Annotated in this window: 5 protein-coding genes and 2 pseudogenes; 1 reads left to right on the top strand and 6 read right to left on the bottom strand. The window is 45.3% G+C overall.

All coding sequences use genetic code 11. From position 1 onward, the window contains the following. The first annotated feature begins 51 nt into the window (after positions 1–51). Positions 52–3,030 (top strand): AAA domain-containing protein, encoded by a 2,979-nt coding sequence (locus UQ64_RS29260; RefSeq protein ID WP_060626946.1) that lies wholly within the window; start codon positions 52–54, stop codon positions 3,028–3,030. A gap of 194 nt (positions 3,031–3,224) precedes the next feature. Here UQ64_RS29260 and UQ64_RS33070 read toward each other — a convergent pair. From UQ64_RS33070 to scfB, 6 genes and pseudogenes are all read right to left on the bottom strand, one after another. Continuing rightward, positions 3,225–3,323 (bottom strand): annotated as a pseudogene (locus UQ64_RS33070) (SF0329 family protein); the annotation flags it as partial. Between the two features lie 59 nt (positions 3,324–3,382). Then, on the bottom strand, positions 3,383–4,948 hold the full coding sequence (locus tag UQ64_RS29255) for a hypothetical protein (RefSeq protein WP_060626945.1): 1,566 nt from the start codon (positions 4,946–4,948) through the stop codon (positions 3,383–3,385). Positions 4,949–5,297: 349 nt separating this feature from the next. Beyond that, positions 5,298–6,074, bottom strand: a pseudogene (locus UQ64_RS29250) (tRNA dihydrouridine synthase); the annotation flags it as partial. A gap of 96 nt (positions 6,075–6,170) precedes the next feature. Further along, the gene (locus UQ64_RS29245) at positions 6,171–8,285 is read right to left on the bottom strand and encodes a CAP and S-layer homology domain-containing protein (protein ID WP_060626944.1); all 2,115 of its coding nucleotides are present in this window, start codon (positions 8,283–8,285) and stop codon (positions 6,171–6,173) included. Between the two features lie 494 nt (positions 8,286–8,779). Continuing rightward, the gene (locus UQ64_RS29240; protein WP_060626943.1) at positions 8,780–14,782 is read right to left on the bottom strand and encodes an S-layer homology domain-containing protein; all 6,003 of its coding nucleotides are present in this window, start codon (positions 14,780–14,782) and stop codon (positions 8,780–8,782) included. 364 nt (positions 14,783–15,146) lie between these two features. Next, positions 15,147–16,541, bottom strand: coding sequence for a thioether cross-link-forming SCIFF peptide maturase (gene scfB / locus UQ64_RS29235; RefSeq protein WP_060626942.1), 1,395 nt, complete (start codon positions 16,539–16,541; stop codon positions 15,147–15,149). Positions 16,542–16,605 lie beyond the last annotated feature (64 nt).

Raw genomic sequence — 16,605 nt, 5'->3', positions numbered from 1 at the left:
TTTATAGGATAATATAAATATACATACTTTATTTCCCATAAGGAGAACTAAATGATTACCAAGAACCTGCTCCAGTATTATTTAGAATGCTTAAAATATGAAAGCTATTATTCAACCCAACTCAAACCTTCCGATCTAAACCAGGCTCAAATAGATCCATTAAACATAGAGTTTGTCGTTGAACGGTATGAAAAACTAAGCCATGATTTAAAAGACGATCAAACAATTATGTTTGGCTACCCTCTATTGAGAGTAAATAAGAAAGGCGGCTTTATTTATCTCCCATTAATTCTGTGGAGTAATTCAACATTCCTATCAGATCATAATCTTTATAAAGCTGATCAATGTGGATTTCATCAGGAAGTGTATAAATCATTGGCTGATAAGCAGTCTCTAAACATCCTCACTAACCTAAAAGAACAATTCTCCTCAAATCCTACCTGTTTTTTGGATGACAATACTATGATTACACAACTGCTTGAGATTGCAGATCTCGAAGAAACAAGAATCGTAACAGCCTATACTGTATTCCAGGCAAAGAATTCTGACTTTAGTAATTACCATATCTCACAAGAGATTCAGGGGATCTTGAACGATAAGTTTGAACCGAGTCCCGTTTTAAAGAGTTATCTATACCATAGCTATGCTGTACCAAATATGTCTGACGATCAAATGCTAATTCATATTGTACCTGGTAATCTCCCTCAAAATACTGTTCTGCATGATATAAATCATACGATTAATATTGTTAAAGGACCTCCAGGCACCGGCAAAACACAGACTATTCTGAACTTAATCGCCAATCAGGTCAATCATCAAGAAACTTGTGTCATTGCAAGTACAAATAACCAGGCCGTAGATAATATTGTGGAGAAACTCGATGCTAACGGAATAAGCAAGTATTTCTTTGGCTACGTCCGTTTAGGAAATATTGCAAAAAACAAAGAAGCTGCAGTACCGCTTCAGTCTGCTTTAGACCGTATGATAGAGATAGTGAACAACAATCAATATAATGTGCTTTCTGCAGAGACTTACTCAGATTATAAAAATAAGAGCCAAGCCTTAATGGATGAAATAACTCGTGCTGAACAAATAGAGAACCAAATTATTGATATGACCAGCACAATTAATCAGCTTCAAGACCTAATTAATGTTCTAAATGACAGATTACGTCTGAATCACTTGATCCCTATGAAAAATGATTTAAAGTCCATTTCAATCGCCAATGAAAAAATAGAGTTTCGTTTACGTGAACTGTTAGATAAACCGCTGCAACTGTACGGCAATGATATATTCAGAAGGTTTCGTTCATACATAGCCGGAAGAATACATACCTATTTGAAATTCCGTATGAAAAAGCAGCTAAGGTCCATTGGTGCAATACAGCTCTGGGAGCATATTGACAGCAGCACCCCGGTTCAATCCCTGGCCTTCTGTGAGGAGATTATCAAAGTTATCAACCTTGAATTACGCTGCTCTCAACTTGTAGAAGAGCTGGCTTCGATAAAGAAACAACAACAGGATGCCTCAGTTGACCTGAAGAATTTATATAAGAAGAAAAATGAAATTGACCTGCACCTTTTGCAGTACCAGTGGCTTCACAGTGCCAGTCCTGTTCTCAAAGATATGAAAGAGCTCCAAAAAATCAAAGGGCTTATTCAAGAGCTGCGTGAGAAAGGAAATATTAGAAACAGCTCGTCTGCTTTTCCTTCTTTCCTTAAACTGTTCCCTGTACTCCTCGTTAGCAGTCTATCTGCACGCAACTGTATTCCAGCCGGAATGTCCTTAGATCTTGCTATCATAGATGAATCATCCCAGTGTTCGATTCCAAGTATTTTTTGCTTGCTCCAGTCTGCACGTAAGGCCTGTTTATTCGGGGATACCAATCAATTGAGTCATATTGTTTCGATTGAGGATACTTTTAGCAGAAACTTGTTTGAAACACATGCGCCAGGAATAGACCCTGAACCTTATTGTTATCTGAATAATTCTGCATTCGAAAGAGCTGAACAGGCGTGCCAACTAAGCGAAGGGGGTACACACCTCCTCAACTATCACTATCGCTGCATTCCATCCATTGCGTCCTTCAGCAATCAGCAATTTTACCATAACCGCTTACGGATGATGCGTCATGAACCAGAGAGACAACCCTATACAGCCGGAATATATTCTACTAATGTATACGGTTCTGTATCAGGAACGATCAATCATCATGAATTAAATGAAATCCATACAATCGTGAATAAACTTGAACAAAATGGCATTGATCAGATCGGTATCGTAACACCTTTCTCAGCTCAGAAAGAACATCTCATAAAAATGTTCAGCGGAAAACCTAATATAAAAATAGGAACTGTTCATACGTTTCAAGGCGGTGAATGTAAGGCTATTATTTTCAGCACAGTGATTTCACAAGGTTCAACATCTTTTCAGATTAACTTTGTACAGAACAGCTACCGGTTAATTAATGTAGCCCTTACCCGTGCACTTGATTATTTCATGCTTGTCGGAAATCTTGCACAAATTGATAACGGGCAAGGTTATTTAACTAAATTGAGCCGTTATATTTATACAATTGAAGCAAGCAATTTTCATCGCCCCTCAATTGAATTATCCATTGCATTTAACCAGATTATCCGGCAAGAAAACCGTATTAAGCTCATGCATGAAGGTGAGCGGATGATTTATAATAAACTGCTAATATTCCTTGGCGGTATGCCTTTGCTTGTCTTTCCTAAAGTCCCCATAAAAGATGTATTATCAATCAATCTACCATTAGACTATTCTTTAAAAAACTTCTACTTTTCGAGTCACATGGACTTTGTTATTTACGAAAGGGAATCTTTGCAGCCGCTCTGCTCTATTGAATACGACGGAAGTTATCATCGCCGGGATCCAAAAACAATTTTGAATGACAAAATGAAAGATGATTTATGTTCATACACTGAATTCAAGTTGATCCGCATCAAATCTAATGATGAAACCGGGGGATGGGAGGAACTAAAGGGGTATTTACAATCTATTGGCTGACATAATCGCCTTGTGTTTAATTTAATCTGAATTCCACAGTAGGTTAAAGTTGTATTACCGAAAATAAGAAAACCACATCGTCTATTCAATTTCGTTTAACATACTCACTCTAAAATAAAAAGGGCGTGAAAGCATACCACGTCCTTAACTTCACTCTTATTGCTTAACGTCCCACCCCGCAACTCATAAAAACATCACACAACCGGTTGCTTCAACACTATCTTCTCAGCCATGCTCAAAAACCGCTTCTCACCAACTCTTCTGTCCACCAAAGCCAGAATATTCAATACAATAGCACGTTCTTTTTATATAATACAACCATCAGCTCCTCCATCATGAATATTCCTCATACTTACAACCCCTTTGCCTCGCGGAGTTGGTCTAGCCGTTCTTTTACCGAGTCGTTATGCTCAACTACTGATAAATTAGAGACTGCGTGAACCAGCTTCTCCCCCCAGGATGAAACGTCCCAGCTCTCCAATGTCTTAATCGCCATGTTCCGGTTGGAGGTCACTGGACTGTTCAGACCAGTGAAGATCAATTCTCTCCCTATCCCCTCGAACCGGTCCAAGCTTTGCAAGATTGCGCCCAGCTTCCTATGTGCTGCATATTCTTCACCGAATCCCATTTCATTTCCGGGGCCAGTGGCGATCTGCTGCAAGGGAAGGTGTTCGATGGCGAATTGTACAAACCTATGAATTCGGTCTGGATCATTCGATTTCATGAGCTGATAGTAATAGAAATCCTGTAGCGGGTTGGCTGCAAGCTGATTGTAGAGAGTGTCCCAAATATCAATGCCAAGCTTTTCAGCACAAGCTACGCCATAGTAACAGTCCGGCGAATCACCGCTGTTAACAGCATCCATAACTATACTCATCCACTTGATGTTAGCCACAATCGATTGGCAAGCATCGCTGATATCGCTTCTTAACTGCTCGCTCCAGCCTGCAGACATCCGTACGGTCCATTTCTCCTCATCCTCAGCCAGGAAATCGTAAATGCTAAATATAGCTGACAGATGCTTTGCAGTTCCCCCTATCTTCCCAGTGAGCCTCACGTAATCAAATAACACCTGTGGAGCATGCTCATAATCATCTATGTCCTCAGCAGGCCCGCCATTCAATAGCGCTTCAATGATATCGGCTGCCCCATCCAATAATGCATTATCTACCTGGTCAGCAGAAAGTGCCTCCCGCAAGCCACCATTTCTAGCACAAATACAGGCTAAATATTCGTTCATGACGTTGTTGTGGCATCCTTGCCGCAGCAGCCAATCTTTTATCTCCTGACTAGCAGGGTCAAGTCTCTCGACAATATGTATTTTCCCCCATCCATGAACCTGTTGAGCCAATTCAAATAAAACTTGATTACTGTCTTCCATTCCATTATGAATCGCAACCACGGCATAAAGCGTAAATTCCTCATGTCTCCCCAAGGTTAGAAGCAAATCCTTAACTTGCTCATTTTGAAAAAGGCCCAGTAAGGCAATCCCGAATTTGACGACATTTCGGTGCGCCGCATTCTCCGCTAACCATTTCGCTTCATGGAATACGGAGTCCGGCTGTATCCCGGGCTGCTTGCGTACCTCATCCAGAACGACATCCATCATTCCTCCTATATCTGTCTTCACAAGCTTAGCATATAGGGCCTTTCTTGTTGAATTCTTAGGCTTTCTGGATTGCTTCGCCAGCAGGTGAACCAGCTCTCGTGCCTCATCCGTCATCTTAGCAGCTTCGGCATGATGTCCGAATGCTCCATCCATACCGCCCGCTACCCATCTGATTTTATCACCGGACCAGAATTCTTCGTCATCCGGCAGCGATCCGTCCACGGATTCCCCTTGTCCCTGAATATGGGAGTAAATGGAGGGTCTGCCCTCCCAAAGTGGCCGTTTAACTCTATCGAAGAAAATAACCATCGTTCACAACACCTCTTCCTATAATTCCTTCAATAACAATCGGAGCAGCTCGATAATTTTTTAAGCGGCTGCATTTTCGTATCAGCTTCTGTATCTATATTTGCTTATTTTGGGAGTAATGAACATGGTGAAAGTATTACAACTGGGCATATATTTTTCACATTTTATCCAATTCCCTCTAGCGCATGACTGAGAACCCCCTCCAGTTATTGCTTCAATTTGCTCTGGGACATGTAATTCCACCTTCTATAACAAAACAGAGGACAGGCTTGTTGGCTCCGGGTTTGCCCCTTCTCCATTCATCCGATCCTCACTCTTTTAGCGTCTATTCTATTTTCTACACGGATTTCTACAAACTCAGCAACTTAATCCCCAAGTCCCTCGGCCCCATCGGCTCCTTATTTCCAAATTCATCGAGCAACGCACGCACTTCACTCGTAGACTTTGTATTCATTAAGTTATTTCTTAATTCACTTGCCCCGCGAAATCCGCGGACATAGATTTTGAAGAATCGTTGAAGAGGGCTGAACGAACGACGTTCCAGTCCTGAATATTGATCATAGAGATCCAGATGCAACCACAGCAGATCAAGCAATTCCTCACTGCTGTGATCCTTCGGCTCCTGCTCAAAAGCAAACGGATTATGAAAAATACCGCGCCCAATCATAATCCCATCCACACCGTACTGCTCAGCGAACCTGAGGCAATTCTGGCGGTCAGGGATATTCCAGTTAATCGTCAGCAGGATATCTGGTGCCACCTCATCGCGAAGCTTTTTAATCTCAGAAATCAATTCCCAGTGTGCATCTGCTTTGCTCATTTCCTCTCTTGTGCGCAGGTGAATGGACAGATTCACAATGTCTTGCTTCAGGATATGGGTTAACCAGCCGCGCCTTTCGTCTACGCTGCTGAAACCGAGCCTTGTTTTGACACTGACAGACAGTCCCCCGGCTTTGGCCGCCTGGATGATCTCCGCTGCGAGTTCTGGACGGCAGATCAGGCCGCTACCCTTCCCGTTCTCTGCTACATTAGCTACAGGACAACCCATATTAATATCGATACCTTTGAATCCTTCTTTGGCCATGTCGATGCTCAATTGACGGAAGTATTACGGTTTATCTCCCCATGTTGATCCGCGGTCAAGCAACCCCTAAATTCTTGCTGCTTCATAATAGTCGATACCTCTTTTTCTCTCGACTATATCGCATCTACCATAAATTAACTATTTAAAATCTGATGCTGTACTAGTATATTGGTTCTCATTCATGGTGTTATACTGTACATTTAAACAGTAACTAACGCCGGGAGTTGCCAAATATAAATTCAGAGAAGCTTGTTCGTAGGGACCAGACTCCACTTTGAACCTTCCTTCACTGTCTAAGGTTACACTCAAGTCTTCTATCTGTTTAGGACTCTTCCCCCCTGTTTGCACACGCACCTTGAGAGTTTGACCAGCGAATTGGGTGAACTTTCCTTCAACCGTAAGCGTATAATCTTCGCGGAATTCCGAAAAGAACGATCGATCATTGAACGTATCGGGCTTAACGTACACTACCTTTGGCGGTAGCTCTGGCAACGTTGAATTCGGTGTTGCACTAATCGGCCGTCCCCGCAATTCAGTAAGCTTGGGCCGCAAATACTGAAGGATCTGCGCAGCCTCTGCACGGGTAATCCCTTTATCCCCCTGATAGCCTGACAATGACAGCTCCGTTACGCCCCGCACATAATCCTTCCCAAGCACGAACTTCACAGCATCATAGTTTTTGAAATTCAGCCCGTCTGCTGCGGCTATAATCTCAGCGATCTTCAGCCGAGTGATTTGACTATCCCTTGCGGACAGATTGGATAAACCATTAAGCGGGAAATTACGCTCCTTGGCTATAAGGTAAGCCGCATCTGCCCAATGCTTTATTTTGGCTTGCTGGTAAGCTTCAATATTAACTTTATATGCTTTTAGGAGCATGGTCCAGAATTCAGCTTCGCTTACCGTCGCATCGGGTTTAAAGAGACCTTTTCCCGCTTCAGTCATGATGCCTGCTTTAAGTGCCCATTCAATGGCTGGTAATGCCTTGTTCCCCGTAATATCCGTCAGCTTGCTTGGGTCGACAGCAGGGTAGACCTTTGATTTTAATTTTGGATATACTTTCACTTTGAACTGTGAAGATAGGGCACCTGAAGATGCTGTAATGGTGTAATCCCCTGTTTTAACACCCAGTATAGCTCCGGTGGAAGATGTGCTTAGACCATTGATCTTGTTACTGGAATACTTGACCTCATCGCCTAACAGCACATCCGTTGTTCCATCATCATATTTGCCTTCCGTTTGAAGCTGCAATTGCCCGCCTTCATTTATCACGATTTCTTTATAAGTTGGAACCAGTTGTGTTAGTACATGCCCCTTTCCAGTGGTGAAAGACCATACTTTCGTCTGGGTATCCAAAGCGCCTTCTGCTTGATATTCCAGAGAGACGGTGTACTTGTGATTACCCTTTAATATGGACTTGGGATATATGAAAAGAGTATCATCGCCTTTAAATTCTTCATGATAAGGAATCTCTGTTCCTTTCTCATCGGTAATCACCGCTTTATGCGAGATCATATCCTTATCTGTAGCCGCAGATATAATATACCCCGAGTAATCAACATCAAATTGTTTAAGTGGATTCGGCATTTCATTTCCATAGAACCCGACAGGTACGTCTGTCTGCTGATCGTAAGGGTACACGGAGATGCCTCCACCTACAGGCTGTGTCTTTCCAGGACCTCCGGCATCCAGGACGGCAGTTCCTTGAGCCAAGCCAATTCCAATCTCTGTATAGCGGGGGTCCAGTATAATGTCACGGTGATAGGCTGTATCGAGCCACCCTTGAATAGCTGCTTTACTGCTTTTTTGTTGGAAGTGCATAACCTCTCCCGTTGCATAACCCTGCGATCCCGACACCCAACCCGCCGCCTTCATCCGTGCCATTACCGACTGGCCAGTATAGCCAGGATTTCCCGATATTTCGGAGTGAGCATTCAGGCCTGGAAGATCTGCTTGATTGGCATTATAAAATTCAGCATGTGAGATTGCCGCCTTAGTAATCGCTGCATTCAGTTGAACAGGCGGAATACCCGCTCGGGTTCTCACCTCGTTGAGGAATTGTAGACCTTCTAGTTGGTCTGAGGTGTACCCGGTCCCCTCACTGGCTGCATCTGCTGCGACAATATTGCCCGTTGCACTAAATAACCCTGTACTTACAACTCCGAATAGCAGTACGAAGAGGACAGTATAATGTATGATGCGCATACGAGGACTGCGAACCGCCTGATTTCGTTTTTTTCTGACAAATAACATGATTATCCTCCTTTTTTCTGAATTTATATATTCGACGTTTTTCAATATTTTCCCTCTATATAAGCAGAGCTTAAAATATTAGATAACGTACTCTGTGGAACGCGGAAGAAACGGATTATCGGCACTGGGTATACCTTACCTTCATGGCCATGCCCTCCAGTCAGCTAACCAGAAGCGAAAAAATAAAGACGCTATGGGATGCAATGGAAAGCAAAGCTCTATATTCCACAATGGTATAAATAAAAATTACCTTCGGACAATCTATCGGAAAATGAAATAATCTTTTCAAATTGCTTAATAATTTCATTACGAATATAAACTAGCTTTTCATACTGACCCGATTGTTCCCCGCCATTAAGCATAACAAATTCTCCTGTAAGCTCTAGTGTTGTCGGTGAGTTCAGAAATAATGACAACCCAGAAAATGAGCTAACCAAACAAAAAAAGCGAATTCAGCTCTACACCGAATTCGCTCTTCCGTTACTCATTTCAATTTAATCAATTAGCCCCGACTTCTGCAACAACCGCTGAATCAGAACTGCCACTTCCGCGCGGGTGACATTAGCCTTTGCCTCCAGCTTATTGTCGCCACGACCGCTAATTAAGCCAGCCTTGGCCGCAAGCGCCAGACTATCCTTAGCCCAGACACCTATGTTACCGGCATCTGTAAAGGCAGCGAGTATGCTTGTCGCATCCACTGTACCAGTCTGGTCCGCAAGGCCGGTTAACTTCATCGCTTTAGCGATAATGTTCATGGCTTGCTCGCGAGTGATTGGAGCATTCGGCTGGAATGTGCCGTCCTCAAAACCAGTGATCAGACCGTACTCATATGCCGTTTCAACCGCTCCTGCATACCAACTATTCGCCGCTACATCCGCAAATGCTGTCTTCCCTTCCCCAAGCTTCAGTCCCAGACCGCGTACAATGATCGCCGCGAACTCTGCCCGGGTGATATCTGCATTCGGGTTAAACGTCGTTTTGTTCACTCCATTAATCACTAGACGAGATCCCATATCGTTCACTGCGTCCTTCGCCCAATGATTCTCCACATCCGCAAAAGTCAGCGGATGCCAGATCACCGAATACGAACTGTTCGTCACACTCTTAATAACTGCGTAGTATTTGCCGTCCTTCTGAACGAATCTGGTCGGTACATGGCGCACTGTGCCATCTGGCTCCACAACGACGCCAGTCGTAATCCGGTTCGGATCAGTACCACCTGGAAGTGGCACTATCCGCTCTACGTAAGCATTGAACTGACTCACTTCCACTGTCGATGTACCGTAAGTAGCGGTAACAACGAAATCTAGTGACGGTGCAACGAGTGTGAAGCCACCTCTACTTGCCGCACCCGCCACTACCTGGTTCATGGATGCCGAGGTCTCACTGATCGTAATCTTCAGTGTGATATCTTCCAGCTTCAAGCCATTTCCAAGTTTCTTAGCTAACGCACTGATGTTGATTTCGTCGGCTGCCAAAGTATAAGTACCTTTACTTGTCTGAAACACTAGAGTAGCCGATGCGTTCTCCATGTTCTTAATTATTTGACCGTTTAACTCAGCGACGATGATGTTGGAATCCAACGTCACCGGAACGGTAACTACCGCTCCATTACCTTCCGCGTCCAGCTTCGCTAGGAGTTTAGCTGGGTCAACGACGATAATAGTTGTTCTCACGTTTCCTGAGGTCGTTGTTGTTGCTTTGCCCGCATTCTCTTCCTTACCGTTAACAAGGACGATCACATCGGTAACAACTGTGTTCGCATTACCGGTGGTTGTTCCGCTATTCGAGTTACTTCCGGTTCCTGGGCTGACCGGATCAGTACCAGGTGTTACGGTATCAGCCGCCACAGCTGCTGTTGCACTACCGTATTTAACCACCTTGCCGTCAGCATCTACCTCTGCAATCCCAATCGTATCCCCATTGGCCGCAGGAACCAATCCCTCACTGCCTACAAGCGTGTATCCAATCAGGACATCTCCCACATTGGGTACGACGATGCTACCAGCGCCAAAGTTCTTATAAAAGAGCTTATGTCCTTCAGCCAGTGTAGGCGTAACGGTGATTTGCGTATAGCCATTATTTGCCGAGCCACTTGGATCGATGGCACTCACGTTCAAGCCACCCGCAGGGATAAGCAAATTAATTGTAAAGATCAGCGTAGTTGCCGGTCCCGCCGGAACGGACCCGCTAGCTACCACCCGTACCTTAACGTTGTGCTCACCACTCAAGTCTGGCAAGTTAGTTCCGTCGTACCGTACGTAAGGTCCGTCGTCCACTGAAAATTCCATACTTGTGTCCAGACCAACGATCGTATTGTTCTGATCATCAGCCGTGACTTCAGGCGCGTACGGAATGACCGCATTCGAGTCATGAACGTTAACCTGAGCAGCAATAGAAGCGAATGCTGTTGCCGTTGCCTTTTCCCGAACATAATACGTGTCTGGCGCAAGGTCAGTAATCATTGTGTCTGTAACTTCTGTCCAAAGACCAGTGCTGCCTATTTTGTACTCCATGTGAACTGTCAGATTCTGAATGGTGCCATTATTAGCCCCATTGTACGTTACATCCGTAACAGTCACACCTACCGGAGCCGCTGCACGAGATGGAATACTTAACGTCTGTACCGCACTGTCCGTAGTTGTTGAACCGTCGCCTATCTTAATGATGCTCAGTGACGTGCCCAACCAACTGCTATCAATTTCCAGCTTGCCATCTACTGGCACCGTAATCGCTGTATCGTTTAACATGTATGTGCCACTTGGCGTCAGGCCCACCAACTGTTCAGTAGCATAGTCGATGACGGCCGCCGGCGTCGCTTCTGGCGTTTTCGTGAATGCCGATACCGTCACTTGCACCGAAGCCGAGGTAAATGCCGTCGCTGTTGCTTTCGTCCGCACATAATATGTGTCTGGAGTTAGTCCCGTCACGCTTGTACCAGGTACATCTGACCATGCACCTGCTGTACCTTTCTTGTATTCCATCGCAGGAGTAACGTTGAGGAGCGCACCATCGTTCGTGTTCAACCCCGTTTCACCCGTTGCTGTCACACCAGTCGGCGCCACTGAACGGGAGGGAATGCTCAGCGTCTGCGCCGCGCTATCCGTTGTCGTCGAACTGTTGCCCTTCTTCACGATGCTCAGCGATGTTCCTATCCAACTACTGTTAATGGCCAGCTTACCATCTGCTGTCGCCGTAACCGCTGTACCATTTACCGTGTACGAGCCACTTGGCGTCAAGCCTGTTAACTGCTCTGCCGCATAATCAATGATGCCTGTCGGTGTCGCTTCCGGTGTTGGCACGAACGTAGCTACCGTCACGCTCTTCGCTTCTGACGCAAATGCCGTCATAGTCGCTTTCGTCCGGAGATAATACGTGTCTGGAGTTAATCCTGTTACGGTTGTGCCCGACACATCTATCCATGCACCTGCTGTGCCCTTCTTGTATTCCAACGCGTTTGTTACGTTCGTCAATGTGCCATCGTTGGCATTTATCGCCGTTTCATCCGTCGCCGTTACACCAGTCGGCACCCCTGCACGGGACGGAATGCTTAGCGTCTGCGCCGCACTATCCGTTGTCGTCGTGCCATTTCCCTTCTTCACAAGGCTCAGCGACGTTCCCAACCAACTGCTACCAATAGCTAACTTGCCATTAGCTGTCGCTGTGACCGAAGCCCCGTTTACTGTGTACGAGCCGTTTGGCGTGAGACCTGTCAGTTGTTCGGCCGAATAATCAATAACGGCTGCCGGCGCCACTTCCGGTGTTGCCACAAAGGCAACCACCGCCACTTGCACTGAAGCTGACGCAAATGCCGCCCCCGTCGCTTTCGTCCGCACATGGTACGTGTCTGGAGTTAGTCCCGTTACGGTTTCACCCGGCACATCCTTCCACGCACCCGCCACACCCTTCTTGTATTCCATCTCGGTTGTCACGTTCGTCAATGTACCATTATTAGCATTTATCGCTGTTTCGTCCGTCGCCGTTATACCTATCGGCGCCCCTGGACGGATCGGAATGCTTAGCGTCTGCGCTGTGCTATCCGTAGTCGTAGAACTGTTGCCCTTCTTCACAATGCTCAGTGATGTTCCCAACCAACTACTATCAATAGTTAGCTCGCCATCCACTGTCGCTGTTACCAAAGTGCCGTTTACCGTGTACGAGCCACTTGGCGTCAAGCCTGTTAACTGCTCTGCCACATAATCAATGGTGGCTACCGGTGCCGCTTCCGGCGTTGGCACAAACGTAGCCACCGTCACGCTCTTCGCTTCTGAAGCAAATGCCGTCGTCGTTGCTTTCGTCCGCACATAATACGTGTCCGGATCAAGTCCCGTTACGGTTTCACCTGCTACACTCGTCCATACACCTGCTGTACCTTTCTTGAATTCCATCTCGGTTGTCACGTTCGTCAATGTACCATTGTTAGCACTGATCTCCGTTTCATCCGTCGCTATCACACCAGTCGGCGCTCCTGCACGGGGCGGAATGCTTAGCGTCTGCGCCGCGCTATCCAATGTCGTAGAGCCATTACCTTTCTTCACGATGCTCAGCGACGTTCCCAACCAACCACTGTTAATGGCCAGCTTGCCATCTGTTGTCGCTGTTACTGCCGTACCGTTCACCGTATACGCGCCGTTTGGCGCCAGACCAGTTAACTGCTCTGCCGTATAATCAATGATGGCTGCCGGTGTTACTTCCGGTGTTGCCACGAACGTAGCCACCGTAACGCTCTTTGCTTCTGACGCAAACGCCGTCACCGTCGCTTTTGTCCTGACATAGTACATGTCAGGAACAAGTCCCGTTACGGTCGCACCTGAAATATTCGTCCAAGTACCCGCTACACCCTTCTTGTACTCCATCGCAGTTGTTAAGTTAGTCAATGTACCATCCTTAGCACTTATCGCCGTTTCATTCGTCGCCGTAACACCAGTCGGCGCCCCTGGACGGGATGGAATAATCAGCGTTTGTGCCGGGCTATCCGTTGTCGTCGAGCCATCGCCTTTCTTCACGATGCTCACTGACGTTCCAAACCAGCTGATGTCTATAGCCAGCTTACCATCTGCTGTCGCCGTTACCGCCGTACCGTTGTTAACCGAGTACGCGCTGTTTGGCGTCAGTCCGGTCAGTTGTTCAGCTGCATAGTCAATGATGGCTGCCGGTGCCGGAGCTCCTGTCTCAAATATTTTGGCAGTTATTCTATAATGATCAGCATCCGTATTATCGGTTGTCACCAAGACAAGCTTGTCGCCAAAGGTGGGATACAATCGGAAGCTTGGATAATATTCCACAGCGTACATCCAAGTTGCTTCATTGAAACCCTGCATAGCCACCGGAGCGGAATCCACCGGCTGATCCGATGTAAAGACCAAACTACCGTCATTGTCATAATAATTCAGGTAAGCATACTGCGTTCCCGACCATTCTTTAAAGTTGTTGTACGCATCATTGATAGCGTTTGTAGAAGTGGGGTCCATACTTACGGTTACAAATCCCGGATTTGCACCATTCCTATAAATAGCAGCCGAAGATTCGCCTAGAGAGCCGCTTACTGTAAAATCACCCTTACTCGTACCGTTCTTATCATATAAAGAAACCGTTGATGAGTCCGTTACATAATAATATTGGCTGAACATGAAATTCCCGTTGTTCAACGTAGACAAGTAGAGCTGTTTTTCATTCGTTCTTATTCCTTTATCAATTGTATTTATGAGATCTCCATTATTACTGAATATTTTCAAATAAATTTTATCCGACTGAGGTCCTACTCCCGAATTGTAAGCAACCATATATACACCGTCTCCAGCGGATACATAAGACATGCTTGCATTATGGGAAACCAGAAGTGTTTCTCCCGAAACTGGGTCGCCCTCAACAGTGAACACGCGCGTAGCCGTGCTAATATTGTCGTTTCGTTGCCAGGAAAAGGCTATATTGCCGTCAGACAACTCTGTTATAGAGACAAAGCGCGTAAGTGCCGGGGTACTGGCGGCAGAGTATGTATTAATCTGTGTCTGACCGACCACCTTTTGTCCGGACTGGTTTAGCACCATGAAATAGGCATTGGGAGTGTTCTCTTTAGCGGCCCCCAATTGCAAATTATTAGGGCTACTGTCGCTTTTATGGTAAGTAATCAGAATCCTTCCGTCACTTAGCGCAAGCATATTCACATCAGTCATTTGGTAATAGGTATCCATTAAGTTACTTAGAGGAACATCCGCTTTAGGAGCTCCCGTGCTGTCAAAAATCTTCAAAAAATAAGAATAAACGTAGGAATAACCTTGATAAGCGAAGGTGTTCAACACTACTGCGGTACTTCCGTCAGGAAGAACATCAACATCAGAAACATTCTTACCCGAGGCGTTTGTAACTGGAGGCTGAATGGGAAAGTCCACCGTTTTGGTGAATGAAGGTGTGGCAGCGTATGCCCGGAGTGAGATCATCGGCAGCAGCCCAATGACTAATATAAAAGCCAATCCAATCTTGCCTAACTTTTTTAACATTGCTTTCCTCCTTGTCGAATGACTATTCATATCATTGTTAACGCTTCCGTAATTGCAGTTAATACAGAAAAGCAGATTTCTATCCTATTATATCGACATTTCTTAGAGAAAAGTTTATTTTTAGACACATAAAACTATTGAATTTCGAATTTAATGTATCTTTTGTCATATGTATTTTTAACTTAAGCAAAAATCCGGGATTTTCACATAAAAAAAGCCCTCTCTGTCCACTAAAACAGATTAGACTTGAATTCCTCATCCTACATCACCGACTGAAAGCTAGAGTTAATAAAAAAACCGAGAAAGAGCACTTTATTTAAAAGTGTCTATTTCTCGGTTACAGTTTATTCATCCGTTACGTTAACTAGCTAGATTGCCCTTCCATCGCTCTAATAGACTCATCCACCTTCACCATCATGGAACATTCGACTCTTTTGCGGAAGACGTCACAGCTGAAATCATAGGTTCCGCCCAGAGAACCTGTCGCGTGAAGTGCATTCGCTGGACAACCGCCGCTGCAGTAGAGTTTCGCCCAGCAGTCCTTGCATTCCGGCTTCGAGTAGCAGTTGCTCTCTTTAAATTGACATTGCAACCCAGGCTTTGTGATACCATCCCAGATGTTTCCCATGCTGTATTCTTCATCCCCAACGAACTGGTGGCAAGGAAAAAGCTCTCCCCACGGAGTGACAGCAAGATATTCGGTTCCTGAACCACAGCCAGTGATTCTTTTCTGTATGCAAGGTCCTTCCGAGAGGTCAAGCATGTAGTGATAAAAGGTAAATCCCTTGCCTTGCTCACCACGCCCGATCATTTCCTTGGCGAGAATTTCGTACTGGTTGTATATCTCCGGGAGATCCTCCTCGGTAAGTGCATAAGGTTCCTTTGGATCACAGATGACCGGTTCCATCGAGATCTTGTCAAAACCAAGGTCAGCGATATGAAATATATCATTGGTGAAATCGACATTGTTACGGGTGTAGGTTCCTCTTACATAGTACTCTTGGTCTCCGCGCTTACGAACGAATTCCTTGAATTTCGGAACAATATGCTCGTAGCTGCCTTTTCCGTTAACCGTTTTGCGAAGTTGGTCATGAACCTCTTGTCTTCCATCCAGGCTTAATACGACATTGTACATTTCCTGATTTAAAAACTCGGTGACCTCATCGTTCAGCAGCATTCCGTTCGTCGTGAAGGTGAAGCGGAACTTCTTTTTGTATTCTTGTTCTTTGCTTCTTGCATAAGCTACGATCTGTTTAACCACTTTCCAGGCCAAAAGCGGCTCCCCGCCGAAAAAGTCGATGTCCAGGTTTCGATGATGGCCCGAATTTTCAAGCAGGTAATCAATAGCTTTTTGTCCAACCTCATAGCTCATGATTGCCCTATCTCCGTTGTATTTCCCCTGGCTGGCGAAGCAATAGTCGCAGGATAGATTACAGGTATGCGCAACATTGAGGCAGAGTGCCTTGACATAAGTTTTTCGTTTTTTTAAATCGAGAGAGAGGTTCTCATACTCATCTTTTGTAAAGAGCTGGCCATCATTTTTAAGCTCCTCGATATCCGCGATGGTTTCTCGAATGTCGCTCTCGGAAATGCTGGAATCATCTTTATATTTATCCAACATCGTTGTCACGATTTTTTCGGCAGAAGTTTTCTCATAATCCGCTATAATTTCATATGCTAGGTCATCAACAACATGTACCGATCCACTGTAGGTATCGAGCACGATGTTGTAACCATTTAGTTTATATTGATGAATCATACTTGCTAATCAGGCTCCTTTTACACACAAGTAGAAACGGCTTTGCCATCCTGTAGAGGTAGCG

Origin of the sequence: Paenibacillus etheri (assembly GCF_001012825.1) — a bacterium.
Taxonomy (GTDB): Bacteria; Bacillota; Bacilli; order Paenibacillales; family Paenibacillaceae; genus Paenibacillus_AQ; species Paenibacillus_AQ etheri.
This window is presented reverse-complemented; position numbering and strand designations above follow the sequence as displayed.